General features: G+C 62.4%; 27 protein-coding genes and 3 pseudogenes. 8 read left to right on the plus strand and 22 right to left on the minus strand.

Annotation, left to right across the window (positions count from 1 at the left end; translation table 11 throughout):
• Positions 1-9: 9 nt before the first annotated feature.
• The gene (locus L0A91_RS09165; RefSeq protein WP_235244022.1) at positions 10-804 is read right to left on the minus strand and encodes a DUF4031 domain-containing protein; all 795 of its coding nucleotides are present in this window, start codon (positions 802-804) and stop codon (positions 10-12) included.
• Between the two features lie 289 nt (positions 805-1,093).
• Between L0A91_RS09165 and L0A91_RS09170 the strand changes: the two genes are divergently transcribed.
• Positions 1,094-1,228 (plus strand): hypothetical protein, encoded by a 135-nt coding sequence (locus L0A91_RS09170; RefSeq protein WP_235244024.1) that lies wholly within the window; start codon positions 1,094-1,096, stop codon positions 1,226-1,228.
• A gap of 90 nt (positions 1,229-1,318) precedes the next feature.
• Here the strand turns inward: L0A91_RS09170 and groL are convergent, their stop codons facing one another.
• The 7 genes and pseudogenes from groL to L0A91_RS19855 form a co-directional block, all read right to left on the minus strand.
• Entirely contained in the window at positions 1,319-2,950 is a 1,632-nt protein-coding gene (gene groL, locus L0A91_RS09175) for a chaperonin GroEL (RefSeq protein ID WP_235244027.1), read from the minus strand.
• A gap of 200 nt (positions 2,951-3,150) precedes the next feature.
• A complete protein-coding gene (locus L0A91_RS09180) occupies positions 3,151-3,909 on the minus strand; it encodes an MBL fold metallo-hydrolase (protein ID WP_235244028.1) in 759 nt (252 codons plus the stop codon).
• A 186-nt stretch (positions 3,910-4,095) separates the two neighbouring features.
• On the minus strand, positions 4,096-4,392 hold the full coding sequence (locus L0A91_RS09185) for a DUF3263 domain-containing protein (RefSeq protein ID WP_235244030.1): 297 nt from the start codon (positions 4,390-4,392) through the stop codon (positions 4,096-4,098).
• 150 nt (positions 4,393-4,542) lie between these two features.
• Positions 4,543-5,328, minus strand: coding sequence for an ABC transporter ATP-binding protein (locus L0A91_RS09190; RefSeq protein WP_235244032.1), 786 nt, complete (start codon positions 5,326-5,328; stop codon positions 4,543-4,545).
• Positions 5,325-6,122 carry an ABC transporter substrate-binding protein gene (locus tag L0A91_RS09195; protein ID WP_235244034.1) on the minus strand — a complete coding sequence of 266 codons (798 nt, stop codon included), beginning with the start codon at positions 6,120-6,122 and terminating at the stop codon, positions 5,325-5,327. The genes L0A91_RS09190 and L0A91_RS09195 overlap by 4 nt, the downstream gene beginning before the upstream one ends.
• The gene (locus L0A91_RS09200; protein WP_235244036.1) at positions 6,101-6,340 is read right to left on the minus strand and encodes a hypothetical protein; all 240 of its coding nucleotides are present in this window, start codon (positions 6,338-6,340) and stop codon (positions 6,101-6,103) included. The genes L0A91_RS09195 and L0A91_RS09200 overlap by 22 nt, the downstream gene beginning before the upstream one ends.
• Positions 6,341-6,356: 16 nt before the next feature.
• Positions 6,357-7,492 (minus strand): annotated as a pseudogene (locus L0A91_RS19855) (FecCD family ABC transporter permease).
• 85 nt (positions 7,493-7,577) lie between these two features.
• Between L0A91_RS19855 and L0A91_RS09215 the strand changes: the two are divergent.
• Together L0A91_RS09215 and L0A91_RS09220 are read left to right on the plus strand one after the other, a co-directional pair.
• Positions 7,578-8,251: pseudogene (locus L0A91_RS09215) on the plus strand (uracil-DNA glycosylase).
• A 112-nt stretch (positions 8,252-8,363) separates the two neighbouring features.
• Positions 8,364-9,020, plus strand: coding sequence for an SGNH/GDSL hydrolase family protein (locus L0A91_RS09220; RefSeq protein WP_235246586.1), 657 nt, complete (start codon positions 8,364-8,366; stop codon positions 9,018-9,020).
• Positions 9,021-9,174: 154 nt separating this feature from the next.
• On the opposite strand, the pseudogene L0A91_RS09225 reads toward L0A91_RS09220, so the two are convergent.
• The 3 genes and pseudogenes from L0A91_RS09225 to L0A91_RS09235 form a co-directional block, all read right to left on the minus strand.
• Positions 9,175-10,641 (minus strand): annotated as a pseudogene (locus L0A91_RS09225) (peptide MFS transporter).
• Positions 10,642-10,826: 185 nt separating this feature from the next.
• Positions 10,827-11,219 (minus strand): hypothetical protein, encoded by a 393-nt coding sequence (locus L0A91_RS09230; protein WP_235244049.1) that lies wholly within the window; start codon positions 11,217-11,219, stop codon positions 10,827-10,829.
• Positions 11,220-11,258: 39 nt separating this feature from the next.
• Entirely contained in the window at positions 11,259-11,588 is a 330-nt protein-coding gene (locus L0A91_RS09235) for a hypothetical protein (protein WP_235244051.1), read from the minus strand.
• 38 nt (positions 11,589-11,626) lie between these two features.
• Here L0A91_RS09235 and L0A91_RS17460 point away from each other — a divergent pair, with 38 nt between their 5' ends.
• The 4 genes from L0A91_RS17460 (at position 11,627) to L0A91_RS09245 (ending at position 13,942) form a co-directional block, all read left to right on the plus strand.
• The gene (locus L0A91_RS17460; RefSeq protein WP_260115174.1) at positions 11,627-12,001 is read left to right on the plus strand and encodes a hypothetical protein; all 375 of its coding nucleotides are present in this window, start codon (positions 11,627-11,629) and stop codon (positions 11,999-12,001) included.
• 13 nt (positions 12,002-12,014) lie between these two features.
• Positions 12,015-12,641 carry a hypothetical protein gene (locus L0A91_RS17465; RefSeq protein ID WP_260115175.1) on the plus strand — a complete coding sequence of 209 codons (627 nt, stop codon included), beginning with the start codon at positions 12,015-12,017 and terminating at the stop codon, positions 12,639-12,641.
• Entirely contained in the window at positions 12,601-12,708 is a 108-nt protein-coding gene (locus tag L0A91_RS19860; protein WP_397333695.1) for a hypothetical protein, read from the plus strand. Before L0A91_RS17465 ends, L0A91_RS19860 begins: the two co-directional genes overlap by 41 nt.
• A 178-nt stretch (positions 12,709-12,886) precedes the next feature.
• A complete protein-coding gene (locus L0A91_RS09245; RefSeq protein ID WP_235244053.1) occupies positions 12,887-13,942 on the plus strand; it encodes a D-arabinono-1,4-lactone oxidase in 1,056 nt (351 codons plus the stop codon).
• A gap of 307 nt (positions 13,943-14,249) precedes the next feature.
• Here the strand turns inward: L0A91_RS09245 and L0A91_RS09250 are convergent, their stop codons facing one another.
• The 5 genes from L0A91_RS09250 to L0A91_RS09270 all read right to left on the minus strand — a co-directional run bounded on the left by L0A91_RS09250 (position 14,250) and on the right by L0A91_RS09270 (position 19,907).
• Positions 14,250-16,427: a 3'-5' exonuclease gene (locus tag L0A91_RS09250; RefSeq protein ID WP_235244056.1), complete on the minus strand. Its 2,178-nt coding sequence runs from the start codon at positions 16,425-16,427 to the stop codon at positions 14,250-14,252.
• A 63-nt stretch (positions 16,428-16,490) separates the two neighbouring features.
• The gene (locus L0A91_RS09255; protein ID WP_235244058.1) at positions 16,491-16,733 is read right to left on the minus strand and encodes a hypothetical protein; all 243 of its coding nucleotides are present in this window, start codon (positions 16,731-16,733) and stop codon (positions 16,491-16,493) included.
• Positions 16,730-17,170: a hypothetical protein gene (locus tag L0A91_RS09260; protein WP_235244060.1), complete on the minus strand. Its 441-nt coding sequence runs from the start codon at positions 17,168-17,170 to the stop codon at positions 16,730-16,732. The genes L0A91_RS09255 and L0A91_RS09260 overlap by 4 nt, the downstream gene beginning before the upstream one ends.
• The gene (locus L0A91_RS09265) at positions 17,113-19,293 is read right to left on the minus strand and encodes a DUF1998 domain-containing protein (protein WP_235244062.1); all 2,181 of its coding nucleotides are present in this window, start codon (positions 19,291-19,293) and stop codon (positions 17,113-17,115) included. Before L0A91_RS09265 ends, L0A91_RS09260 begins: the two co-directional genes overlap by 58 nt.
• Positions 19,245-19,907, minus strand: a complete 663-nt coding sequence (locus tag L0A91_RS09270; RefSeq protein ID WP_235244064.1) for a helicase-related protein — start codon at positions 19,905-19,907, stop codon at positions 19,245-19,247. Before L0A91_RS09270 ends, L0A91_RS09265 begins: the two co-directional genes overlap by 49 nt.
• A gap of 38 nt (positions 19,908-19,945) precedes the next feature.
• On the opposite strand from L0A91_RS09270, the gene L0A91_RS09275 reads away from it, so the two are divergent.
• Positions 19,946-20,305 carry a hypothetical protein gene (locus L0A91_RS09275; protein WP_235244065.1) on the plus strand — a complete coding sequence of 120 codons (360 nt, stop codon included), beginning with the start codon at positions 19,946-19,948 and terminating at the stop codon, positions 20,303-20,305.
• A 109-nt stretch (positions 20,306-20,414) separates the two neighbouring features.
• Here the strand turns inward: L0A91_RS09275 and L0A91_RS09280 are convergent, their stop codons facing one another.
• From L0A91_RS09280 to L0A91_RS09305, 6 genes are read right to left on the minus strand one after another with little or no spacing between them, the layout of a single operon-like run.
• Complete coding sequence (locus L0A91_RS09280) at positions 20,415-20,774, minus strand: hypothetical protein (RefSeq protein ID WP_235244066.1); 360 nt, start codon at positions 20,772-20,774, stop codon at positions 20,415-20,417.
• Positions 20,771-21,589 (minus strand): hypothetical protein, encoded by an 819-nt coding sequence (locus L0A91_RS09285; protein ID WP_235244067.1) that lies wholly within the window; start codon positions 21,587-21,589, stop codon positions 20,771-20,773. The genes L0A91_RS09280 and L0A91_RS09285 overlap by 4 nt, the downstream gene beginning before the upstream one ends.
• A 5-nt stretch (positions 21,590-21,594) precedes the next feature.
• Positions 21,595-22,791 (minus strand): DEAD/DEAH box helicase, encoded by a 1,197-nt coding sequence (locus L0A91_RS09290; protein ID WP_235244068.1) that lies wholly within the window; start codon positions 22,789-22,791, stop codon positions 21,595-21,597.
• Positions 22,788-24,557: a hypothetical protein gene (locus tag L0A91_RS09295; protein WP_235244069.1), complete on the minus strand. Its 1,770-nt coding sequence runs from the start codon at positions 24,555-24,557 to the stop codon at positions 22,788-22,790. The genes L0A91_RS09290 and L0A91_RS09295 overlap by 4 nt, the downstream gene beginning before the upstream one ends.
• A complete protein-coding gene (locus tag L0A91_RS09300; RefSeq protein WP_397333871.1) occupies positions 24,464-25,246 on the minus strand; it encodes an Eco57I restriction-modification methylase domain-containing protein in 783 nt (260 codons plus the stop codon). Before L0A91_RS09300 ends, L0A91_RS09295 begins: the two co-directional genes overlap by 94 nt.
• On the minus strand, positions 25,222-25,713 hold the full coding sequence (locus tag L0A91_RS09305; RefSeq protein WP_235244072.1) for a hypothetical protein: 492 nt from the start codon (positions 25,711-25,713) through the stop codon (positions 25,222-25,224). The genes L0A91_RS09300 and L0A91_RS09305 overlap by 25 nt, the downstream gene beginning before the upstream one ends.
• Between the last annotated feature and the right edge of the window lie 21 nt (positions 25,714-25,734).

A 25,734-nucleotide genomic window follows, 5' to 3' on the forward strand; every position in this document is an offset into this window, starting at 1 on the left:
CTCTGTGGGTTAGCCGCTCTGCTCCACCAGCTCCGGCCAGCGATGCTCCAAGAAGTGCTGCACCAACACACACCACGGCTGGTCAATGCACAGTTCGTGCGCTTCCTTCAGGTTGAACCAGCGGGCTTCCAAGACGTCCGCTTCGAGCGGGGCGACCGGCGTGCTATCCGGCACCTGCGCGGCATACACCGCGATGTGGTTATCCCCCGCGTCCCAGTGCCGCCGCTCTTCGCCGGGGGTGATGGTGATGCGCTCATAGCCGACTGGCATCAAGTCTTGCGGCTCGAGGCATAGCCCGGTTTCTTCCCGGATCTCGCGCACGGCCGACTCCCGCAGCGTCTCCCCTTGCTCGCGCTTGCCGCCCGGTGGCATCCACCCTGGGCGTGAAGCGTTCCGCACCAGCACTACTTGGTCACCGCTGGTGATGAGCACCACGGTCGCACCAGAGGACGTAGGAGGCTCGTGTGGCGAGGCAACGATGTCGAGGGTGTGCGGGCCTCCGACGGCAGGCAAACCCTCCTCAAATCGCCCTAGCGGCCGCTCACCGCGACGCTTGCGAAAGCGCAACCCACTCTTGGCCAGCCGTCGCGCCAGATCAGTCCCCGAGGTCGCAGTGGCTCCCGCGGCCACAACATCAGCGTGCCGCTCGGCCGGAATGTCGTAGTGATCCCCTTCAAACGACCGCTTAGGTATGCCAGCCGCTCGGGCAAACTCGTGCAGTTCGGCTGCCGAGGTGTCCGAGATGACATGCGCCCAGAGGCGGCCGTGTGCGGGCCACCTCGGCGGATCAATCCAAATGGTCACGCGTTGACCTTAGTCCCAGAACGGGTCTGAGGGGAGGTCTGTGGATATCTTCTGCGGTGGATGTTCCGATCTTCATATGGTCGAAGTCGCGACGCCAACCGGCTTGCGCAGACCAATGGGAGGGAACCATGAGCTCAACATTTCGCGTTGATACCGCACAAATCCAAGCCGCTTCGGGTGACATCAACCGGATCGCCGCCTCAATTGAAGGCGAGGTCAAGGCCATGATGGGCAAACTCAACGCCCTGCAGGGTCGTGGCAGGGCGGGGCGGCTGGCAACTTCGCCACGGTGGCAGCCGACTGGAACACCACGCAGGAGCGGGTGCGGGCCAGCCTGCAGCAGATTTCGTTGGCGCTGAAGTCGGCCGGTGATGACTACGCCTCGGTCGAAGAGATGAACCGCGCGCGCTTCACTGCTCAGTAGGCCCAGCAGACGCCAAGGGCGGCCACCTCGAGTGAGGTGGCCGCCCTTGGTGCATCAAACTGCTGTGCAGCCTGGTGAGCTAGGCGTCGATCAGAAGCCCATGCCGCCCATGCCACCCATGCCGTCGTCGCCAGCTGGCATGGCCGAAGCCTTCTCCGGCTTGTCAGCGATAACTGCTTCGGTGGTCAAGAACAGCGCAGCAATCGAGGCTGCGTTCTGCAGGGCCGAACGGGTCACCTTGACCGGGTCAGCGACACCGAAGGCCAGCATGTCGCCATACTCGCCCGTGGCGGCGTTGAGGCCGTGGCCGGGGGTGAGGTTGCGGACGCGCTCGGCGACCACGCCACCTTCAAGACCACCATTGATGGCGATCTGCTTCAGCGGTGCCTCGATGGCGACCTTGACGATGTTGGCGCCAGTGGCCTCATCGCCGGTCAACTGCAGGCCCTCAAATGCGCTGGATGCCTGGATGAGTGCAACGCCACCACCGGCGACGATGCCCTCTTCAACGGCAGCCTTTGCGTTGCGGACAGCGTCCTCAATGCGGTGCTTGCGCTCCTTGAGCTCAACCTCGGTTGCTGCGCCAGCCTTGATCACTGCAACGCCACCGGCCATCTTGGCCAAGCGCTCCTGCAGCTTCTCGCGGTCATAGTCGGAGTCCGAGTTCTCGATCTCGCGACGGATCTGGCTGACGCGACCAGCAATCTGGTCCTCGTCGCCGGAGCCCTCAACGATGGTCGTCTCGTCCTTGGTGATGACGACCTTGCGGGCACGGCCCAGGACGTCGATCTCGGCGGTCTCGAGCTTGAGGCCGACCTCCTCGGAGATGACCTGGCCACCGGTCAAGATGGCGATGTCGCCGAGCATGGCTTTGCGACGGTCACCGAATCCGGGTGCCTTCACCGCAGCGCCCTTGAGGTTGCCACGGATCTTGTTGACAACCAGGGTGGCCAGGGCCTCGCCCTCGATGTCTTCAGCGATGATCATCATCGGCTTGCCGGACTGGATGACCTTCTCCAGCAGGGGCAGCAAGTCCTTAATGGTGCCGATCTTGGAGTTCATGATGAGGATGTAGGGGTCCTCAAGCACGGTTTCCATGCGCTCGGTGTCGGTCACGAAGTAGGGCGAGATGTAGCCCTTGTCGAAGCGCATACCCTCGGTGAGCTCAAGCTCCAGGCCGAAGGTGTTGGACTCCTCGACGGTGATAACACCCTCGTTGCCGACCTTGTCCATGGCCTCGGCGATCATGCCGCCGATTTCGGTGTCAGCCGCAGAGATAGATGCGCTCTGGGCGATCTGCTCCTTGGTCTCGACGTCCTTGGCCATGTTGAGCAGCTCGGCGGTCACAGCGGTGACTGCCTGCTCGATGCCACGCTTGAGTGCCATCGGGTTTGCACCCGCGGCAACGTTGCGTAGACCCTCGCGGACCATCGCCTGAGCCAACACGGTCGCGGTGGTGGTTCCATCACCGGCGACGTCGTCAGTCTTCTTGGCGACCTCCTTGACCAGCTCAGCGCCGATCTTTTCGTAGGGGTCTTCGAGTTCGATTTCCTTGGCGATGCTCACACCGTCGTTGGTGATCGTGGGTGCGCCCCACTTCTTCTCCAACACGACGTTGCGGCCCTTTGGCCCCAAGGTCACCTTGACCGCGTCGGCCAGGGTATTCATACCCCGCTCGAGTCCGCGGCGTGCTTCCTCGTCAAAAGCAATGGTCTTAGCCATTCGGGTGGTTCCTCCCACACGCTGAACGGTGATGATCGCCAGGTTGCCCGCGACGGACGAGAAGGTCGCTCAGGGATCATGTCTCCCTGCTCAACCAACCCTCAACAAGGCGATCGGTCTGTCATTTCTGTCACTCTCCTATAGAGAGTGCTAGTTCCATGATTAGCACTCGACCCCTGCGAGTGCAAATGTTGCGGCAGTTAGCGGCGTGATACTTCGAGGGCGCGCATTGCTGCCTCACGAAGCGTGGTGTCTTGCAGGCCCAAGCCACGGCTCTTATTGACGAGCGCATCGACCTCACGGACGCCAGAGTCCAGCGCCTCAGCCAGTTCGTCGGCCAGGCGTTGCAACTTCTCTGCCTGCTCTAAAACAAAGACGGGGTCAACAACATCGCCGTGACCGGGCACCCCAATGGTGGCTTCGGAGACGACTGGCTTGCTTTGCAGGTTGCGCATCGTCTCTGCCCACTGCAGTGGGAAGGCGTCCTCCATCATCGGGTCAGCGCCCTGCTCGACCATGTCGCCCCAAAACACCACGCCAGCATCAGGTATGGCAACGGCCAGGTCATGGTCGGTATGCGCCGGTCCGCCGTGCAGCAGGTGGACCACACGACCACCGAGGTCGACCTCAGTGTCTTGGTCGATCAGATAGAACGGCAACACGATCTCGGTGTTGCGGACTTCCTCGGCCCACTCCGCCCGCTCGGTGTTGTTGAGGTGGGCGATCAACTGCTCGCGCTGGTGCTCGGCCGTCAGTCGTAGATCATCGGCGGCACCGGAGTGGCTGTAGATCTGAGAATCACGAAATGCGGAGTTGCCGAAGCAGTGGTCGTAGTGCGCGTGGGTGTTGACGACGACGGGCTCAAGGGGCGTGATCTCGCGGATCGACTGGGCAAGCTGCTGGCCCCGCGCGGAGGAGCCGCTGGTGTCGATAACTAAGGCTCGCTTGTCGCCGACCACCAGGCCACAGTTCAGCTCCAACTCGTCGTGCCTACGGACGTAGACACTCGGCGCGATCTCGCGCCACTGGGGGCTGGCATAACTCCATGGTAGGACGGAGCAAGCGAAAAGGGGAACTGTAATGTGCCGCAACAGGTTCGGCGACCTGCAGATATGCCTACACACTTAGGTGGCTTTGCCTACAAATCAGGTGTCGAGCTCAAAGCCCAAACGCCGCGCTGAGCGCTTGCGTTGGCGCTGCGAGCGCAGTCGGCGTAGTCGCTTGACCAGTAGCGGGTCATGCGCCAGAGCGACATCTGAGTCAAGAAGTTGGTTAAGCACCTGGTAGTAGCGAGTGGTCCCCATGTCGAACTTTTCGCGGATCGCCTGCTCTTTGAGGCCCTGTTGCTTCCACCACTGACGCTCAAAGTCGAGGATGCCGCGATCGCGCTCCGAGAGCTCCGACGAGCCCGGTGCCTTATCGATCTGGTGAGCCGCGGCCATACCGACGATCCTCTCGGGTGCATTACTGGGGTGCATTGCTGATGATCCGCACACGCCAAATGGCCCGTGCTACTGCCCAGTTTAGGCACGGAACCACAACGATGTCATTTGCCCCGCGTGTCTGCTGCCCCACGAGTCACAGCGACCCCATCAGGGCTGTTTAGCCTCAGCCATGGCTGGCCGAAGCGGCTCAAACAGCAAGTGCAAATGGCCACCAGATTCCACGCGCTCCACACCGATGCCGTAGACCTCGGTGAGCGTCTGTGGGTCCAGCACCTGTGACGTTGGCCCTGCCGCGGCAACACTGCCAGGCCTGAGCAGCACGAGGTCATCGCAATAACGCGCCGCCAGATTGAGATCGTGCAGCACCACGATGGTGGTGGTGTCTAGGGCCCGCACAATGCTCAGGACCTCGTGCTGGTAGCGAATATCGAGGTGGTTGGTGGGCTCATCCAACAACAAGTGGGTGGCCTCTTGGGCGAGAGCACGAGCAATCAACACCCGCTGCCGCTCACCACCGGAGAGACCAGCAAAAGATCGTGATGCCAAATGCAAGGCGCCCACTCGGTCGAGGCAGTCAGCGACGATGCCTTCGTCATGGTCGCTAGCGCGCTGGAAGGTCGACAAGTGGGGCAGTCGCCCCAGCATCACCATTTCCGAGACCGTCATCACGGTCTCGCCAACGCTCTCTTGCACCACGACTGCGAGGTTTTGCGCAGTGGCCTTCGCGGACATGGAGCGCAGATCTGTGTCATCAATGGCGATATGGCCGGTCTTCGTCTTCAGCGCGCCGTAGAGCAGCCGCAGCAGAGTTGTCTTGCCGCTGCCGTTTGGCCCGATCAAACCCAACACTCGACCTGGCCGCGCCTCCAGCGAGACACCGTCGATGGTCAGGCTGTCTCCATAACTCCAGGAGACATCCTCAGCCCGAATCATGGTTCGTCGCCAAACCGGTCAGTGATCATCTCCAGCCCATCGATGGTCAATGGCGATGCTGGCTCGGTGAAGTTGAACAATTGGGTCATCACGTTGCCGTCTTGGATCGCCGACAAGCCTTCGGCGCCAGCCAACTCAGCAACGGCGGCCTCGACCTCTTCCGGGTCACCTGCGTCATACAAGAGGACCAGCACGTCGGGGTTGCGACCCAGCAACTCTTCAACGGAGACTTCAAAGACCCGCTCGTCTACGTCGGCAAACACGTTCTCAAAGCCGGCGGCCTCCAACTGTGGGTGCGCCATGCTCTTAGTGCCATAGGCGTAGGTCGTGCCTCCGCCAACCGTGGGGTAAAGGACCGCCGCGGTGCGGCCGGAGTCGGCATCGACTTCGGCGGTCAGTTCATCCATCCGGGCTTGCAGAGCTTCGTTTGCCTGTGCCGCTTGGTCTGGCTGGCCAAAGACATCTCCATACAAAGACATTTGGCTATAGATGTCGTCAAAAGAGGGGGTATCCATTCCCGCTGGGCAGAAGGCGGGCTCGGAGATCAGCGGGATATCAACGGCCGACAGCGTGCTGCGCGAGAGGTTATCGACTTCACCGAGCACCAGGTCCGGCTGCTGTGCGATCACAACCTCCTTGGAGATTTGCAAGTGGCCGCTGGTGTCCAACTCATCCGTAATGAGTGTGATCTCGTCCAACTCGGCGAGGGTCTCGTCGTCGTAGTACTCCGGCGGATACACCCCGGCGCGAGCAGTCACCCGGTCCATCACCCCTAACTCGTGCAGATAGGGCACCGCGTCGGCCCTGAGCAACACGGCGCGCTCGGGTGCTGCATCAAAGTGACCTCGGTGTCGCAGTTTTGGATGGTCAGCGGGTAGTCGCCATTGGCCGCTGCCGCCTGGGTTGACGAAGCGGTCTCCTGCGCATCGCCGCCAGAGCAGGCTGCGAGCGTGAGCAGGGAAGCGCCCAGGAGCGCGGCAGAAACCGAGCGTGCACGATTGCGAGATGACATGCGTTTCCTTTCCGGGTTAGGAGGATTCGGCCTGAAAGCGGCGGATCAGAATGAGCAGGAACGGCGCGCCGACCAATGAGGTCACGATGCCGATCGGAATTTCTTGTGGCTGCAGCAAGAGTCGGGCGGCTAGGTCGGCCCAAACCAGCAAGATGGCGCCCATCAGGGCAGCAACCGGGACGACGTGCGCGTGGACACCGCCAACGGCGCGGCGAGCCATGTGCGGCACCACCAAGCCAACGAAGCCGATGCTTCCGGCTGCCGACACCAACACCCCAATCGCCAGAGCGACCACGGCGAGCAGGACAGTCCGGAAGCGCTCCGGTGAAATGCCCAAGGTATGCGCGGTCTCGTCACCGATAGCCAAGGCATCCAGTCGACGACCCCAGATCATGAGCACCGCGATGGTGCCCAGAATGACGATGCAGACGACGGCCAGCGGCCCATCCCACCGGGCCAAGCCCAGCGAGCCGAGCAGCCAAAAGAGCACGGACCGGGCGCCCTGTGCCGAGCCGGAAGCAAAGATCAGAAAACTCGTTGCGGCATACAGCGCATACCCGACGGCGACTCCGGCCAACAGCAGGCGAATCGAAGTCACTCGCCCGCCGCTGCGAGCGATGAAAAAACGAGGAACGATGCAGCCAGCGCGCCAAGGAAGGCACTGATCGGCAGAGCGTACTGGCCAAAGCCAGCGCCGAAGCCAAAGAGAATGGCGGCTGCAGCGCCACTCGAGGCGCCCGAGTTAATGCCAAGCAGGTAGGGGTCGGCGAGCACATTGCGCACCATTGCTTGCAGGGCGACACCACAAACAGCCAGGCCAGCGCCGACGAAGATCCCCAGGACGACCCGGGGCATTCGGACATCCCAGACGATGGAGCCCTCTGGCAGGGTCCAGGTGACCTCGGCGGGCCAACCAATGAGGTGGTGCCCGATGATCTTGGCCACCGTGACTGGCGAGATCTGCACCGCGCCGGCGCCAACGCCAAGAACGATCGAGACCAGCAACAACGCGCTGAGGCCGATGATCCAACTCACGGTGCGTCGTCGCTGAGCACGAAGGCCAAGGCGATCTGGTGCAGGAGTGCTCGTGGACGCGCGCGCCGACACACTGCGCCCCATCGCCACGGGTCGCTCCCGTGCCGTCTGTGCCATCCGTGCTCCTGTCGCCGCTAGTCGAACTGCTTATTGCAAACCTTTGCAATAAGCAACCCGATCGTAACCGACCTACGATGAGAACGTGACTCCGCTGCCGCTAACCGAACTCGTGCACCCGAGTTGGGCGCGTGTTTTGGCACCGGTCGAAGACACCATCACCGAGTTGGGCCAGTTTTTGCGCGAAGAGGTCGCAGCGGGGCGCGGCTATCTGCCCGAGGGCAAATACGTGCTGCGGGCCTTCACCCGGCCCCTTGATGACGTTCGAGTCTTGATCGTCGGGCAAGACCCCTACCCCACGCCGGGCCACGCCGTTGGGCTGAGCTTTCGGTGGCGCCTGAAGTGGCGCCAGTCCCCCTGCAGCCTGCAGAATATTTACGCCGAGATGGTCGATGACCTCGGCTTCGCGATGCCGACCACGGGCGATCTCACTCCATGGGCTGATCGTGGAGTGCTGCTTAACCGTGTCCTCACCGTGCAACCAGGCACCCCAGCCAGCCATCGCGGCAAAGGTTGGGAGCAAGTCTCGTCGCTAGCGATCGACGCCCTGGTGCAACGCGGCGGCCCACTCGTCGCCATACTTTGGGGTCGTGATGCTCGATCGTTGACGCCTGCTTTGGGTGATGTGCCGATTGTCCAAAGTGCCCACCCCTCCCTCTGTCAGCCCGGCGTGGTTTCTTTGGGTCTGCACCGTTTTCACAAACCAACGCGCTCTTGGCTCAGCAGGGCGCCGATCCGATTGACTGGAGTTTGCCTTGACTCAACTCTCATCCGGTATGCCGTCGCGCCCGCTGCCAGGGTGGGCAGTTTGCGCCCTCAACCCCAGCCGTGGAAGCGCTATGTGGCTATTGGGGACTCGTTCACCGAGGGGATGAGCGACCGCGACCCCGAGGTTGAAGACCGTTATATCGGGTGGGCGGATCGCCTCGCTTCACTGCTGGCGCCACACGTTGACGACTTTGCCTACGCCAACTTGGCGGTGCGAGGTCGCAAACTCAAAGATGTCGTCTCGGTGCAGGCCGACGCAGCGATCGAGATGCAGCCTGATCTGGTCAGCATGATTGGCGGCGGCAATGACATCTTGCGCCCCAAGGTCGACTTGGACGATATCTCCAATCAGTTGGAAGCCGCCGTGATCCGACTGCGCAAGACCGGTGCTGATGTGCTGATCGCCACCCCGTCAGACCCACGTGGCGCACCGGTGATCAAGCACGTCCGTGGCCGGATGGCGACTTACTCGGCCAATATCTGGCGGATCGCCCAATTGCATGGTTGCTATGTCCTCAATCGGTGGTCCTTCGACTTCCTGCAGGACTGGCGGATGTGGTCTGAAGACCGGATCCACCTCTCGACCGAAGGCCACAAGCGAGTGGCGCTGGCGGCATACACCACGCTTGGTCACGACCCTGAGCAAGCCGACTGGCATGTGCCGCTGCCCCTCAGCAACTCCCGGGGCGCAAAGACATGGTCCGGGCCAACGCCGAGTGGGCCAAGATCTACGCCGGCCCTTGGGTGCAGCGCCGGTTGACCGGCAAATCCTCTGGAGACTTTGTGAACCCGAAGTATCCAAGCCTGACGCCGGTGGATCCAAGCAAGGGCTCATAAACAACGACGCCTCCACGACAAAGCGCGCCTCGCCCAACTGGGACGAGGCGCCTTTGCGCGGCCTTAGGTAACCTCGCTTAGTTAACTCCGCGCATAGCCTTCTTCAGCATGGGCGCAAGGGCGGCCAGGCCGATGCCCAACACGATCGACACGATGCCGATGACCGAGAAGTAGGGATCTCGTTGTCGCGGTCGTAGTAGCCAGCCAAGATGCCAGCCAGGGTCGTGCCGACCGAGATCGACAAGAAGAACAGCGCCACCATCTGGGTGCGGAACACCGACGGTGCCAGTTTGGTGGCCACCGAAAGGCCGATCGGCGATAGGAACAACTCGGCAGCCGTGAACAAGAACAGGATGAACACCAGGGCCAACAGCGGGGTGCTGTTCGCACCGCCACCCGAGAATGGGATAAAGGCCAAAAGGCGAAGCCCATGACGACCAGGCCCGCAGCGAACTTTAGCGGCGAGCCAGGCTGCTTGGATCCCATCTTGGTCCAAATGGCGGCGAACACACCGGCAAAGATAATGATGAAGACCGGGTTGATCGACTGCACAAAGCTCGGTGGCATTTCCACCCGAAGATGGAGCGGTTGAGGCTCTCTTCTGAGTAGATGGCCACTACCGTGAACTGCTGCTGGAACAGCGCCCAGAAGCCGACGGAAGCGACGTACATCGGGATAAAGGCCATCACTCGGCTGCGCTCGACCTCGGTGACCCGCGGGCTGCGCAGCAGAATGACGAAGTAGGCGATAGACGCAAGAATGGCGACGGTGGCCATCACGTTAGCCAGGTTGCCCGCGTTGATCAGACCCGTGACGAGCACGAGGGCAAGGGCGACAAGGGTGGCCAGGCCAATCAGCAGGTACTTGTTGCGGTCAGATGATGGCAGCGGGTTAGTGACTTCGCCAGCCGCCGCCGGAAGGTTCTTGCGGGTCAGCGCATACTGCGTGAGTCCGACGGCCATACCAACAGCCGCCGCACCAAAGCCAATGTGGAAGCCATAGTTGACCTGCAGCCAACCGGTGATCAACGGTCCGACAAGAGCACCGATGTTGATGCCCATGTAGAAAATAGAGAAGCCAGCGTCGCGGCGGTCGTCGCCCTCGGCATACAGGGTGCCTACTAACGAGGTGGCGTTGGCCTTGAGCCCACCTGAGCCAATGCCGACGAGCACCAAACCGATGGTTAGACCCAAGGTGTCGGGTAGCACAGCCAGAGCGATGTGGCCGAACATAATCATCATGGCCGAGTAGTAAAGGACCTTTTCGGAGCCCAACACTCGGTCGGCCAGCCATGCACCCAAAATGGTGGACAGATACACGCCACCGCCGTAAGCACCGATCAGGCCAGTCGCGGTCGCACGGTCAATCGCCAGGCCACCCTCGGCGACCGTGTAGTACATGTAGTAGAGCAGGATCCCCTGCATGCCGTAGAACGAGAATCGCTCCCACAGCTCGACGCTAAATAGGTTAGCCAGCATCCGTGGATGGCCGAAGAATGTTCCCCTAGGATCCGTTTCGCTCTGAGGCGTTTGTGTGGTGCTCATTGGACCAATGAGACTCGCCAGCAAGGGGTGAGTCAATCCGAGACGGCCCAAGTTTCGGCCAAGATTATGTATCCGTCGTTTCACTTGTTCAGTGCCTTAACTGGCGATGAAGTACACAGCCAAAACGACGTCACTAAGGCTCCGGGGAAGGAGTAGTGACGTAGTTGGACGAAGGCCGACATCCGTCAGTCTTGCGCCACTTGCGCACTCATTGGGCAAACCATAGCCAGATCGCCAGCCCTACACCAGCAATCGCGACCGCCCAGCGCAGGCCCCGCTCGGGGATGTAATCCGCAACGACGGGCCGAGGACGCCGCCCACCAGGCAGCCGGTGCCCATCGCGAGCGCTGCGGCCAAGCCACCGGCGCGATGAACATGAAAACAATGGCGGAGACCAAGTTGGCAATGCCCAGTAGAAATGCTCGTTGCATCAGGGCAAACGCCATTGGAGTCGCCGTGCCAATCAGAATTAGCGCGAGGAACAAGACCCCCGCGCCAGCCCCGAAGTAGCCGCCATAGATGCAGACGAGGAACATGCCGACGAGGTAGAGCCGGGGTCGGTCGGTGTCACCACTCATTGCGCAGTCGGGGGCTGATCAAGACGGTGATAGAGCCCATCAACACCAAAGGGGCACGATCGCCGCGAAGACTTCCTCGCCTCCGGCAAGCAGGAGGACCGCGCCAAGAGTGCCACCGGCAACTGCGATCGGTATCTGTCGTTTCAGGCCCACATGACCGGATCTAAACAGTGGCCGTGCCGACTTTGCGGTTGAGCCGACGCCGATCCCGATCAGACTCACGGTGTTAGTGACGTTAGCCGCCAGCGGTGGAAGTCCGGCGGCCAGCAACGCGGGGAAGCTGATTAGTGATGCCAAGCACATGAGGTAACCGACGAGGCCCGCCGCCACCCCAGCGATCAGCAACAGCAGTAACGTTTCCCAAGGCACCGGTTAACCGTACGGGCAACAGGCAAAGGAAATGACTCGTGCAAACTCGAGAAGCGATGGGCGTCACTCAGGCTGGGACCCCGGTCGAGCGACTGACACTGCGGCGCGCGGACCAGACCGGGCTGAGTGTTTTGACGTATGGCGCTACCTGGGTGCACTGGTGGCTGCCCGATCAGGATGGGTGCTCAGCCAACGTACTGGCCGCTCCAGCGACGTTGGCTGGTGTTGAAGCCGATCGGCACTTCATGGGGGCGACCGTTGGCCGGTACGCCAACCGCTTGGCTGGTGGGCGCTTCGAGTTGGGCGGTCAGACCTATCAAGTGCCGCCGAATGAAGACGACAAAGCACTGCACGGTGAGGTTGAGGGCTTCCACCGTCAGTGCTGGAAGGGTCATTACCGAGGTCAATGGTGATCCCGCAATCGCGATGACTCGAACTAGCCCCGATGGTGAGATGGGCTTCCCCGGCAACCTTGAGGTCCGCGTCGACTTTGTCCTGCTGCCGAGCGGAGGCGTGCGGATCATCAGCACCGCCACGACCGATGCGACGACGATCGTTAGCTTGACCAACCACGCCTATTTCAACCTCGCTGGCTTCCCGACGACTGAGTCTGGGCAACGGATGCAGACCCCAGATGTGCTGTCGCACGAGATCTGGTCGGGAGCGCGACAACACACCCCCGTAGACGATGCTGCGCTTCCTACCGGTGAGATCGCCTCGGTTGCCGGGACTCCGTTCGATTTGCGATCGGGTCGGCTACTGCTCGATCTGACCCAAGACGCCATCCTTGGCGAGGGCCTCGACAATAACTATGTTTTCACCGACCACATGCCGAAGCCAGACTGGATCGGTGCTGAAGCCGTCCCGGCTGGCTCTCGCCTCATGGCCTGGGTAGCGCACAACGGTTCGGGGCGGCGCATATCGGTGTCCGGGACGCTGCCGGGCCTACAGATCTATCTGGGCCAAGGCCTGCCAGCGAAGGGGCACGTTCCCGGCATACACCGGGTTGTGTTTGGAGACGCAACACTTCCCAGACGCACCCAACCAACCTAACTTCCCGTCGCCGGTGCTTGAGCCCGGCGAGACCTGGCAGTCCACGACGACGTATGCACCGGGCTAGGTCGCGATGAAGAACTGGGCAGGCAACTACTCCTACCGTGCGGCGCAGGCGATCACCCCCAAAGCGTGCCCCATGTGCAAGAACTAGTGGCGCAGCACGATCGAGTGCGTGCGCTCGGGTCGCGACACTCCTTCACCGATGTAGCTGACACATCTGGGGGCTGTTACTGCTGGACCAGTTGCCGGCTGAGATATTCGTCGATGCGTCGACCGCCTCTGTGAGCGTCTCGGCAGGGTTGCGCTATGCGGAGTTGGCGAGCGAGTTACATCGCCAAGGATGGGCACTGGAGGCGATGGCATCGTTGCCACACATCTCGGCGGCTGGGGCTATCTCGACAGGGACGCATGGCTCGGGCGATGCGACCGGCACGCTCTCCTCGGCAGTCCGGGCGGTCGAGTTAGTCGGTCCAGATGGTGAGTTGCGACGACTTGAGCGCGGTGATGTCGACTTTGATGGCTCCGTGGTTGCGGTGGGGGCACTGGGCATTCTGGCTCGGATCACTCTCGACCTCGTCCCGACTTACAACATCCATCAAGATATCTATCTCGATCTGCGTTGGGACTCCGTGTATGGCAATTTTGACGCCCTGACTTCGGCCGCCTACAGCGTCAGCATGTTCACCCGGTGGAATGAGGCTGGCGTCTATCAAGCCTGGCTGAAGGCGAAGTCGGACACAGCACCAAGCGATCTCTTTGGCGCCCAGCCTGGCACCGAGACTCAGCACATGCTGGACGGCGCGGCTGTTGAAGGTGTGACGCAGCAGCTCGGAGTGCCGGGCCCCTGGCATGAGCGGTTGCCACACTTTCGCGCCAGTCACAACCCGAGCCGTGGCGACGAGTTGCAGAGCGAATACTTCTTGCCGCGTGAGAACGCGCTGGAAGGAATGGACGCGATGCGTTCTTTGGCCTCGCAGATGGCTGGGGTGATCCAGACGTCCGAGATCCGCTCAATGCGCAGCGATGACTTGTGGCTCAGCGGAGCCTACGGCCGAGACACCGTCGCCTTCCACTTCACCTGGGTGGGAGATACCGATGCCGTGTATGCGTTGCTTCCGGCTATGGAGGAACTACTCCTCCCGTTGGGTGCCCGCCCGCACTGGGGCAAGTGTTTTGTTGCGGAGCGTGAGTCGTTGGCTCCGTTGTATTCGCGCTGGGATGACTTTATGGTCTTGCGCTCGCGGATAGACCCGGAAGCGAAGTTCGCTAATGCTTGGACCCAGCGAGTGTTTGGCTAGGCTCTGTTGTTTCTGTTCGTCGCTTACTTCGATCTGTAGAAGTTATAAGGACCGTGATCAAGCGACGGAAAAAGCGCTTCAGCGGTCATCCTCGGCGGACGTGTTCCCCGGAAGACCTCAGCAGGCGATGAGTTTTGACTGCGAGACCGTCTATTCGAGCACCGGCAACAAGCTAAGTGGCCTCCCCCGATAACGCGGTGCGATTCGAAGCGCGTGACGTGTGCCGTAGTCGGTTTGAGCATTCCGGGTTTGTATGTCACGGGAGACGCGGGCACCCGATTACGCGTGGAGTTAAGTCACGAAGAGATCAGTCACTCAGCATCGATGACTTCTGCCCCGACCACGAGATCGCCAGCACATCCCGGGCTCGGCTAGCCGCAACATAGAGCAACGAACGCTCTCGCAACAGCGCATCCTGCAGGTCAGCCTCGCTGAAGTCATACTTTTTGACCCCCGAGGGCAGCGAGCCGTCACGGACACCAAACAGCAGCACCCGCGCAAACTCAGTGCCTTTGGCTCGGTGCATCGTCATGGCCACGGGGCTTCCTGCCCGGATGGCGTCCCGGTCAACGGGCCGCACGTCGATGCCGCGCTCCTCGAGTCCGTTGACCACGCGCTCGCGCTGATACTGGTCACGCACCAGCACCGCGACGGTCTCGGGAGCCGAAGCCACATCAGGATCAGCCAGCCAACCCTTGAGCAGTTCAGCTGCCTGGTCTAGTTCGTCGGTCATTGACCCGCAGGCCAACTCCACCGGCACCGGGCCAGAGCGAGCCGAGCGATAGGTGTCATGTGACTCACTGTCGCCGTCGATGTCGCTAAAGCTCGAGCCATCGAGCACGCTCATCGCCCATCGCAGATTTTGCGCCGTCGTCCGATAGTTCAGCGTTAGCCTGCGCGACTTCCCCTGAGTTTGGATGCCCAAGTGCGACAGGGTGATCTTTTGCCCATAGATGCGCTGGTGGGAGTCTTCGGCGATAAACAGATCATTCGGCCCCGGCGCGACCAGAGCACGCAAGAACTGCCACCGGGTGGCCACCAGGTCTTGGCCCTCATCGACCAAGACATGATCGGCAAGCCGCGAACCGGTCTCGGCCTCAATATCCAGGTGCTCAGCCGCGATGGCTGCGGCCTCTTCAAAGTCAATCGTCCCTCGGGCACGGCTCGAGGCTCGATAACTCTCGATCACCGCCCAGACGGCCACTCGCTGCCCGCGGGAGAGCGCAACGCCCCGCCCGCGTCGTGGCGCACGGAAGTAGGCCGTCTCGGTTTTCACCCGTCGTGGCAACACCACAGCTCCATATTCGGCAGCGAAGAACGCAGCACTTCTGAGCTTGTCCGGCAGCTCTTGACCTGCCGCTTCGATGGCTTCGTCCCACGCCTGGTTGTCGGTGCGCTGCAACACCTGAGTGGTGCCATAGCCCAGCACTGCTTCGCTGGCCGTGGCGATACCCGCACCCGCTTGGGCGAGCACCGCACGGATCAGCGCATCGACACCATCAATCCGCAGACCCGGCTCCCCCAACCGCTTGGCTAAGGCGACGTCTGGGTCCAGTCGCACGATGTCTCGTTGCAGGCTCGCCGCCAAGTTGGTGGTGTAGGTCGTCAGCACCACTCGTGGGCTGCCTGCCTCCTTGGCCAGTCGGCGGGCTCGGTGCAGTGCGACCACCGTCTTGCCGGTGCCTGCACCGCCCGTGATTTTGCTAGCCCCGGAGAAGTCTCGCTCCACAAACTTGGCTTGCAGCGGGTGCAAGAAAGTGCGCCAGGCAGCAAACTCTGACTCCTCGATAGCCCGCCGCAACTCTTCGTTGTCTTCGATCCAGGCGAACGTGAGCTGGCTCGCCGGGTGCTCCAGACCTCGCAGGAGTTGTTCGTCTTCAGTGCCGCTTTCGTCAACAGGGCGATCAAGGCCATAGATCGACTTCACTTCTTCGATGGGCTTGCCCGCTGAGAGATCAATCAAGGCCAGCCCTTGCCACTCGATTGAGCAGCGCTCCACCAAGGCCATCAGCGCCGCCTCATCCGAGACAGTCATGGCTGCGCGGGCAAACTCTTCATCCAGGCCAAGTTTGATCAGCTTTTCAGCATCGAGGCCATAGTGCTCCAACAGCCCCGGCCCGGCAGTCACCTCAGGCTGCGTTGATGCTGCCGTAGGTGTTGGCGTTGGCGTCGACGAGCCAGCAGCTGCCTCAGCTGAGGCCTCAGCCACGGCTGCGAGCGCCTCGGAGTCAACGGAGGTCTTGATTTCGGCGATACCGGTCAGTGGGTTGACCGTCAGCATGACCGACTCGGCAATGCGGTTGGCCACATCGTGCTTCCAGAAGCCGTGCATGACATAGGTGACGCTGCCTTCAGCAGTCACCTTGAACATCACGGCACGAAAGTTGTCATCGACTCTGCCGGTGCGCACCCGAGAGTCTTGGGCGCCCACGATGGGCTCAATGTGCAGCCCGGGTGCGGTGTCGTCGGTCTGCAACTTCTCCATGAAGGTGTAGGCCTTGGCCTTGATCGACTTGTCGATCTTTTTGCTGCAAAAAGATGCCCGCCATTAGCGCTCTCCCACCTGTTGCAATGCCTGACTAATCAATTCTGGGGTCGGCCCGAGCACGTGCCAGTCGGCAGCCGCCAACTCGGTCTCCAACTCTGCGTCGGCCTCCAGCAGCACCACGACCCGCGCGTCTTCCCAGACAAAATCGCCCACCTGCCCATCCAACACCTCAGCACCGACAATGGGCACGGGCACACCGAGCGCGGCCAACTGGCCAGCCAGCGAGCGCTCGGCCAGCGTCATGTGCTCAGCCACTTCGTCCCAGGCCGCCGGCAACCGAGGCTCATCGGGCTCTGCCTCCGCCCGCTCTCGGCGATGACCAGCGACCGTGCGGTGATCTCAACGCCCAACTGGGCCGCCGTCATCACGTTGCTCAGGGCAAGCCATTCCAACCAGTCGTCGTGGTGGCTGGTGGTGTCGAGCGCCTCGGGGCGATCATCAATCATCACTACGGTGCGCGGCACCGAGCCGGCAAAGTCGACGAGGGCCACGACGTGCCCGTGGCGCCACAGCGCGGCCTGCTTGCTGCCGCCCAGAGTTTCCCCGTCCAGCACATCGGCAGCCACCTGGGCCAGTGGTGCCTCATCCGAAATCAAGACACTGTGAGCCTCGCGGAACATCATCAGCCCCACCGATTCAGCCAACTCACGCCGAGGGCCGCGCTCCTCGGGTCGCAGCATCCGGCCCAACAACATCTCAATCGGCCCAAGGCGTGCGGTGTCCACCACCTTTGGGTCAGGCCAGAGCCCGGAACTCCGGCAGGCAGGCCCATCAGGGTGGCAACCGCGTCTTGGCGCAGCCAGGTCAGGTCACGAGGCGGCCCAGACAAGTCAGCATGGGTGACCGCGAAAACTTCAACACCTTGATCGCGCAGGGCGGCCCGTTTGACGGAGTCATCGGCAATCCGGTTCTTAGCACCCACCCCTGCGTGGAAGGCGTGACCATCCACAAAAATCGCTATGCTGGGCCCGTTGCCAACCTCGGGCTCCAGGACAAAGTCCGGTTTGCTGCCATGCATCAACACTTGCGGCCGCAGCGTCCACGCGCGGTTGTGATCGACGCCGCGCACCTTGATGGTGTTGCCAGTCGGGCCGGGTTGCTCAGTGATGATCGCCCCGACACGGGCGACCGCATCCTTGAAGGCTTGCCGGAACTGCAACTCCAGGGGCGACTCGCTCGCTTCCTGCTGCACCGGGCCATCTTCAATCGGCCAGGGCATCAGCTCGGGGTCAACATCCTGCACCGACTGATCCTCGGCCAGGGCCAGGATCTCGCGCAGGTGTCGCTCGGCCGAGACCCGAGAGAGCCGGTCGGCACCAAACCCTCGCGAGTAGGGCAGCAGGCACCGATAGCAAGCCAGTCGCCCTTCGTCGCGGCATGGGCACTGCGCAATCGTTTGGTATGCCAGGGCCAGCAGCCGCCACACCCGCTCGGGCTGTGCCAGGTCGGCTAAGTAGCCGGTGCCACCGGGGACCATGTCGTGAATCAACAAGACATCGCGCACATCACCGGGGCCGCCCTCTGGCACTGGGGCTGGCACGATCTCGACTTGCAGGTGGTCTGGCTCGCCGCCGATCTCTTCGCGCAGCCCCAGCAGCAAGGCAGCAGCCAGGCTCGGCAGGCCAAAGTCGTCGCCCAGCTCTGCCGATTGCGGCAGGGTGACCACGACCGCTTGAGTGCGCAGGTGCCGGCTGAGGGCAATTGACCTGGTGTCTTCGCTGTTGGAGCCACGGTGGCGACACCAGGGCCGGTGCTCGTTGCGGGTGTTGTGCCCAGCCGTGTTGTCGAGTTTGCCGCAGCCCGCGCAGACACGAAAGAGCGGAGCCGAAACATCTCGCCCAGCGACCCGGCCCGAGTTGATCGCGCCGTGACTGGCTGGCCCCAAGTTGAGCCATCGCAGGTCGGCTTTGCGGTGGTGGGCTACGCCAAAGTCGACACCCGCGACCTTCCACTGCCGGTCGATCGTCATGGGGTCGAGGTCGGCCGCAGTGATGATGGTGAAGGCTTTGTTGTCGCGTTCGTCTTTGCCATCTGTGATGAGGTCTCGGTCGCGGCGCACTTCGGAGTGCACGTGCGACATACGCACAACATTGAGGTGTTGACTGGTGTCAGCGATGGCCCCACTGCCACACCGTGGGCATTGCGCCAGGGCGGTTTCTGTCTGCTCACCAAAGCCGCACTCGGAGCAAAAGACCCAGGGGTGAATGTCGGCCCCGTCTTGGCCCAGGTCAACGCCGTCGATCTTCATCGCCAAACTGCGGGTATAGAACGTTGCACCCGGTGCCAACTCGCGGAGGGCTTGAGCCGAGTCGCGGCGCACCGTGCGTGAGTCTGACTCGAATCGGCCTGAGTCGGGGTCCACCCAGGTCACTCGGGCTTCGAGGGTGACGATGTCGTCGAGCAGGGTGTAGTTGGGCAGGATGCCGCGTTCTTCCAGGCTGGCGACCCAGTGTTGGGTGCGCAGGGTCGACAACTCCCCTCGCGTGAGTTTGAGGGTGGCTTCGGCGGTGCGGAAGTCGCGCCGGTCATCTTCGGTGGCTGCGGGGCTTTCGGCAGCGGCGCGCAGGCCCGGCAGCACCTCTTCGACTTCGCGCTGACGGCGTTGCAGTGTCTCGATGACCTGGTTCCAGTCTTGGCTGGCCCGATGCACCAGGGCAGGCAGGCTGTCGTCGAGGTCGTCGGTGGTCAGCGCCCAGCGCCGCAGATCCTCCACGACAGCGGGGTCGAGAGTGGCAAAACCAGCGAGGAAGCGGTCTAGATGCGACTCGCCGCGAGCGCTGCCTTGGCTGATGACTTCGCCCAAAAAGTGTCCTGCGCCGATGACTTCAACGCCCGCTCAGAGCGTGCGGGCATGACATCGGGGCTGTTGCGGGCCACGTCATCAATCACTGCCGCCAAATATTGCCGGCGCAAGATCTCGGCTGCATCCAAGTAGGTCGCTGGTGGCCGCACCTCGCCGTTGATCACCGACAGCGGGTTGCCGAGCCGGGGCAGCTGGTCGCCACGACCTCGCACGAAGGCCAAGTTCAGGGAGTTGCCGGTCAGTCGGCCGGCGCGCCCGATGCGCTGTAAATAGCTGGCCACGGATTCGGGAAGCGAGGCCAGAATGACGCTAGACAGGTCACCAATGTCAATGCCCATCTCCAGCGTCGGGGTAGCAACCAGCACGTTGGGGGCATCGGGAGAGGGCAGAGCTGCTTTGAAGCCGTCTTCGACTGCCCGCCGGTCGACGTCTTCGAGCAGGCTGGTGTGCTCGCGGGCGACCACCCGGCGCATGTCGGCTGAGCCATAGAGGCGTCGATAAAAGTTGTCGTCGCGCGGCGTCGCCAGCAGCTGCCCGGCGCAGCGAGCCACCAGACAGGGCCGCCAGCCAGTTGTCCAACCACGGTTGGTGTTGCTGGCACGTGGTCGCGGCATAGGTCGCACACCAGCAGCGTCTGCCCGGCGGCGAGGTCTTGAGCATCAATGGCCTCAATCAGCACGGCGCTCTGACTGATGGCATAAACGTTGGCTTTGCTCTCGGTGACAAAGGAGCGCAACACGTCTTGCCGGGCCAAGGTGTGCAAGAGGTGTTCGGCAAGTTTGGCTCCGTGCGCGGTGTTGACGCCCAGCGTCTTCGCGCTCCATCGCGCATACCAAGACTGGGCCGAACGCACCGAGTCGAGGTTGATGTCGCGGTCTTTGCGGCCAGCCAACGGCGCGCCGGCCCGCGGAAAGGCTGGCACGGAGCGACCGCTGGGGAAGGCTGGCATGCCCAGCCTTCTGCCTCCCCAGATCCAATGCCGTTTGCCGTCTTCGGTGATGTATCGGTCTAACCACTCGTGGTGGATGCCGCCGCGCTGTCGGATGTGCTCCAGGGTGCCGCGCACCCACTGGATGAGTTGTGCCTCGCTGGGCTCAACGCCTGGGAGTAAGTCGGTTTCGTCACGGTGCAAGGCCTGTTTGGCCAGGCTGACCAAGCGCTGCGGGCCACCAGCATCGACAGAGACCGCGATGGAGCCGGTGGCCTCCAGTGTCCGGCCAAGGCCGACTGCAAACCGACCTCGAGGGAGGTGTCAAGCAGCAGTCGTTGTTTGACCAGTTTGCGGTGTCGCCCTCGACAGTGCGGACCGACTCATGCGACCAGAAGTTGTGGAATGCCTCTTGCTCCAACATGTCTGGCGGCACCAGTCGATAGCGCTTAAACGCATCGCTGCCGGCATCGGCCAGCACGTCATCCACCAGGCTGTCGAGGGTGCTGGCGGCGCCGGTCAGTGCTGAGCGCAGCGCAGCACGCAAGGTCATGGAGTGTGACCGTGCTTGGACGAAACCGGCCCGGTGGGCGGCGTCTTGCACGGAGTCGGTGAAGACGAGCGACTTCTTTTCGCGGGGTCCAGCGCGGGGTTGCCAAACATCACCGAGAGCGTCACCGACAGCAGGGTGGCCACGGCACTGCCCAGGAAGCGCACACCATCGGCTTGTTGGCACGAAGGGCAGGTGTCGGCCTTGGAGTACTGGTCGGCGTCCTGCCCGGTATGCGTCAGCACCGGCAGCAAGAGCCCCGCCAGCAGGTCGGGGTCGTCTTCAGCGGGCGGGTTGGCCAGCAGCGTGCTGCGTTTGACTGATAGCCACCGCAACCCAGCCACGGTGTCTTCGCGGGGCGAATCGGTGTTGCGTGCGCCTTCGCCGGGGGCGTGAAGCAGTGCGCGGAAGCGGCCTTCTTTGGCCATGTGGTTGCCACGGATGCGGGTGTCTTGGGCGGCTAGGTCGTCACCGACGGCGGCCAGTTGGATGCCCCACCCCGAGCGACCACAGTGTCGGCAATAGATCGCCGGGAACGAGGCGTCGCTGCGCTCTCCTTCGCTGCCGACCCAGGCGCCGTCGTCGCTCCAGTGATAGGCCGGGACGCCTGCAGCCACCCGGTCGATGCGGGTGAGTTCGCGGATCCACAAGTTCAGCTCGACGCCCAGGGCATCACGACCAGAGGTGGCTCGGATGTGGCTCAGGGCAGCAAGGAGGGCTTCTGGTGCGCCAACCCGCAGCGGCCCTTCGGCAGCGGTGGCTGGTCGGGCAAAGAGCGCGGTCAGTGCATCGTCGTAGGTCGCGGCTCGCTTGGTCACCTCGATCAGACCCTGAATGTCGGGGTGCTTTTGATCAGGTCTAGCGGCTCAAACTGCTCGATCGACTCGGTGTGCAGGCAGGCCAACACAGCCCCCGTCAGGGCTGCCGGGTCGTCAGCGTGGTCGCTGGCAGCGGCAGCCACCTGGCTCAACTGCTCACCGGACATCTCACGTAGGCGAGAGGGCGCGGGAGCCTGGGCACCATCGCTCCACTGTGCCCAACTCTGCCGGGTCTCGGTGATCACCGCATCGGGAGCAATCTCTTCGCCAAAGACGGTGTGCGCAAACGCCAACATCGCTGAGGCGTCGGTGTCGTCACCCAGGGTTGCTGATGTCGCGACGGGGGTCATTTTGCCCATCGGTCGCGCTCGGTCGGCAGGACTGATCTCGGGGTGCTCATCGGGCCAGTGGCTTTTGAGAGCGATGCCAAGGCGTCGCAGCAACATCGCCACGTCTGTGCCTTGAGCCCCGTCGTAAGTGTGGAACTCATCAAGCACCAGATAGGTCAACGACAGTGCGCTTTGCGCCCAGATCGACTGATCATCGGGGCGCAGCAGCAGTTGGTCGAGCATCTTGTAGTTGGTGAGCAAAATGTCGGGTGCCTGATCGCGCATGGCATGGCGGCTCGTGATCAGACCCCTGGACGAAACTCGCGTATCTTCGCGGGTTTGACCACCGGTATAGATGCCAGCCGTGACACCAGCCAAAGCTGGGTCGGTGGTCAGCAGTTCGGTCAGCCGCCCGGCCTGGTCGTCGGCAAGGGCGTTCATCGGATAGAGGATGAGCGCCTTGGTGCCGGTCACACCAGCACGTTTGGCACGCAGCACATGGTCCAAAATCGGGTGCAAAAACGACTCGGTCTTGCCCGAACCGGTGCCGGTAGTGACCAAGGTGGGCTCGGGCCGGGTGCCTTGATCGAATCGCCCCTTGGTGGTTAACCGTTCATAGGCTTGTGCCTGGTGGCGGTAGGGCGTGAACTCAGGCAACCAGTCGAGGCTCGATTGCCACCCGGCATCGGCGGGCCGAAACGGCAATCGAAGCCGCAGGTAGGGCCCCTTGAAGATGCCGTCGCTCTCATCGTCAAGGAACTCGCGCAGCGCTCGCCGCGGCTCTGGGTCCACCAGCGCAAAGGTCGTTGTCAGGTAGTCAACAAGCCCTTCGCGCAGATCACGGGCTTGCAGCGAAGGCAGCAGCTCACTCATGAGTCAGCCAAACGACGCTCAAACTCGGCGTATGCGGTGCGCAGGTCAGCCTCCCGGTCCAGCGTGCTAAACGGCAACTCGTAGACGTAGTCGTGGCCCTCAGTGTGGGTGGCTGTGCGTTCGTCCACGCTGATTGCGTCACCCTTTTTGCGCCACACTGCCAACACGCTGTTGGGCACCAACCGGCCGTTGATGTCGTAGGTGTAATCGCGCTGGTCATAGCCATGCAGCACAGCAAATTGAGTGCGATAGATGGTCACAAGGTCATCAATGGGCACATCTAGCATCAACGCAACCAGAGCATCGTTCTCCACCAGAGCGTTGCGGCGATCCACTGCCCGGCGCAACGGCGTCTGCGCCGTCCACTCTGGCCCGATCTGGCCGGGGTCGTGTTGGGTCAATATCGGGGCGTCGTCGAGGAAGGCGTCATCCCAACACTGCGCCCACAGGTCGGCGTAGGCATCGGTGAGGCAGTTCAGCCGAAGGGCCCGAAGAAGCAACGAATTGATTAGTGGATGATCAAGGGACACCATTGGCAGGCTCGCGAACACTCCCTTTAAGATCGCCGATTTTGGCGCTGCCCGGACTTGAAAATCATGCAACAGGCTCGTGGCTGACGCAGCGACACTCATCAGCGTGCGCAGGTCTGCATCACCTCCCCCGACGCAATACAAGGTGTACAGGTGAGCACTCGTTGGGGGGATTACCGCGGATATCAGCGTTCGCTCCCCCGTATTTGCCGCCATCGCCCGCCAAGCCACGCGGTAGTGATCCCGGGCAGAGCTCGACCTATCTGGGCCCCAATGGGTGTATTTGGCGTTGTAGGCCACCGGGTCGCCCGTTGGCTTGTAGGCCGTGACTGGCATGGTGTCTGGCGCCAACCGCTCCAAATCCACCGCCGACCAGTCTTGGTTGTGCTTCATCGTGGCGTTTGGTGACTTGTAGAACGGGGTACTGACATGCAGATGTGGGCCCTGCAAGATCGCGTCCTGCCAAACTGCAGGGCCCCAAGAGCCCTTGAACCGGCCAGCTTGACGATCGGTCTTCTCGTTCCAGCCTGCTGAAAAATCCAGGCCAAGTTTTCCGACGCGCGGCGCTGCTGACAACGTTTCCAGAGTCCGCAAGGCTGCTTCGTTCACGGTGTAGACCATCCGAGTTTGTGCCGGGTTGTCGTCTTCAAGCACATCGGCCCAGACGGCCAACGTCTCGTCGGTGACCGACTGGATGCGTGACTGGTGGGGGCGCAAGTCCCATTTGCCCTCGTGCTTGAAACCCGGTTGTTCCCCGGAGCCGTCATGCACCCGAGAACGGGTCACTGTGTCGGGGTGAAACAGCCCCGCCGCATTGTCGAAGGCCACCTCGTCGTGACCCGCGTAGCCGTAGACGTGAACGCCGTAGGAAACGTGATGGTCTATCTCAAAGAGAACCAACTCATTAATGAACTGCCAATGGCGGGCCAATTGCCGGTAGGTCTGGGCCCGCAGCAGCCCGGCCCGCTCATCGGTCAGATGTGTCTCAGGGTGGATCAAACCGGAAACACCCTGAGCCGAGGCGTGGGCCCAGACTTGGCTCATAAAACAGCGGTAGAGGTCTGGACGCAGCCCAGCCAACAGCGGATAGGTCGAAGCGCCACTGACGAACTCGCGCAGTGACACCACATCGCCGGTCGCACTCAACACCAAGGCTTCAACCCCAGGCACCGCCAGGTCGTCGCCGTCATGTCGTTGCGGGCTGCCTCCGACGGCTTCTCCGCGAGTTGCCACCACGGGTCGCCCTCAGCAAGCAAGGCATCGCTATCAACGTCGGGCCGCACCCACGGCGGGTTACCCACCTGCAGGTCAAAGCCGCCTTGGGCAAAGACTGTGGCAAAGTCCAACTCCCAGTGGAAAAAACCTTGTTGGCTGGCGATCTGCTCACACACCACGAGCCACGGGTGCGCCTCCAAGACTTCGTGGGCACGCTTAGAGCCGCTATAGATCCGGTCGTCATCCTCAGCGTCACCCAGTTGGAACCAGTCGGTCAGATCCTGGAACGTCTGCTGACCGGCCCGAGTTTTGGCCCGGTTGCTGGTGTCGCGCCCCAGCAACATCGTCAGCCCGTCGAGCCATTCATCGATGCTCGGCGGCTCAACCTGAGTTTCGGTGAGCGGCCAAAACCACAACGCGCACCAGGCATCCATCACGCGCCGCAACCGGCGATACGCCCCGTCGGGATCGGCCAGGGCCTCTTCGATCTGCTCCCGAGTGACCGCCGAAGACTCAGCCGGCTCCTCCCGGCCCCACAAGTGCAGGCTACGGCTCGACTCTTGCTCAGCGATCTGCAATCGGCGAAGCGCCAAATCCCACAACTGCTCCACCCTCTGGGTCAGCCCCATCAAGGTGTCGACCTGGGTCTTAGTCAGTTTGCGTTTGGTCTGCGAGCGCCACGCCTTCAGCGCAGCCACTTGCTCGGGCACCAAGTCGCGGACCTGTTTGGGCACCTCGACCGCTGAGCCCCAACCGGACGCAGGCAACAAAACTGGAATGCCGAAGACGACACCGCCGGGCCCACTTTGCCGACCTTGGCATCAGCCAACAGCGCAGTGAGCGGCACATCCTTGGGCGCTGCGCTCAGGTAACTCTTGTCGTTGACCGCGTGCCGCGCATACGTTGCTCGTCGTGCCCCGACCAGGGAGTTGCCGCGACGCAGCCGCAAACCAAACCACGGCGCTTGCAAACCACGCACCATGGTGTCCAACCAGAGCGAGACTTCGGCCAACTCCACAGCGGTGGCATTCAGGTCAACGCCGTACACCTGGTGCAAAGCGATGTGGGCCTTGACCCGCTGCAACTGGGTTGGGAAGTCATCGGGGTCAATCCGCTCGCCCACCTCCTCCTGGCGACGACGCAGATATTTGCGGGCCAGTTGATCGACCGCTTCCAACGCAAGGCACCCGAGCCCAAA

It is taken from the genome of Ornithinimicrobium sp. INDO-MA30-4, from assembly GCF_021535045.1.
In the GTDB taxonomy this organism is placed as follows: domain Bacteria; phylum Actinomycetota; class Actinomycetes; order Actinomycetales; family Dermatophilaceae; genus Ornithinicoccus.